Raw genomic sequence first — 948 nt, 5'->3', positions numbered from 1 at the left:
CATATTATTAATCAGACTCGATAACTGCTCTAAAGTTTCATGCTGGTGATGCAGCTGCTCGATATACTCAGCGCTATCTCTAGGTTTACTGAGCATTACCTGTGTTTGGGTGCTAAGGGTCGCAAGTGGGGTGCGCAGCTCATGGGCAATATTGTCAGAGAAGCGTAGCAGGGAGGCAAAATTGCTCTCAAGCTTGCCCATCATTAAGTTATAGGATTCAGCAAGCGGACGCAGCTCCAATGGCATGTCATGAGCGTTAATTCTTTCATCCAGCCGTTCAGGGTTGATGCCTTTCATCTTTTGCATAATAGTAGATAGAGGCGCAAAGCCCCAGTAAACACTTAATGCTGCCACGGAGACTAACAATAGGGTAATGGCCATTAAGATCATACTAAGCTGACGGTTGAACTGTAATAAATATTGGTGATGAATATCGATGGGTAGGGCGATAAATGCCAAGGTATGGTGGTCTTTGATAATGATGGCTCGATAATTTCTATCGTTTATCTCAACGACGAACTGCTGCTCCTGATGCTCTTTCCATAATGATAATATATTAAAGCTGGCTGGCAACTCATCGGCAAAGCGGCTGGGTATGCTGGTCAAAAGCTGCCCCTCTTTATCAGCAATGACTTTTTTTAAATCATAATCGCGCCAAGAGGGGTGCAAATGGTCGTTGTCTGCTGGAACTGTGAGGGTAGATAAGTTAGAGGTAGCCGTTTGATCATTAAAATCAGTTAGACGCTGACGCAAATCAAAAGCAGCATGGGTGATAATCTCCGCGTCCATCTCCTCAAAGTGACCTTTGACAGAACGTTGCACCCAGATATAAATCACTACTTGTGAGAGAATCACGAAGAAGGTTAGTAAAAATATCGTGCGCCATAATAAAGGCCAGCGCCGATTATCAGATTTCGCTTGAGTATCATTAGGTGGTGTTTTATTTAA

1 protein-coding gene is annotated in these 948 nt (G+C 43.6%); it reads right to left on the bottom strand.

Annotated features, from left to right (window positions below; all coding sequences use genetic code 11):
• Positions 1-948, bottom strand: a 948-nt coding sequence (locus tag ACS8FD_RS17540; RefSeq protein WP_439276791.1) for a histidine kinase dimerization/phospho-acceptor domain-containing protein, incomplete at both ends; no start/stop codon positions are given.

Source organism: Psychrobacter sp. 1U2, from assembly GCF_051847575.1.
This window is presented reverse-complemented; position numbering and strand designations above follow the sequence as displayed.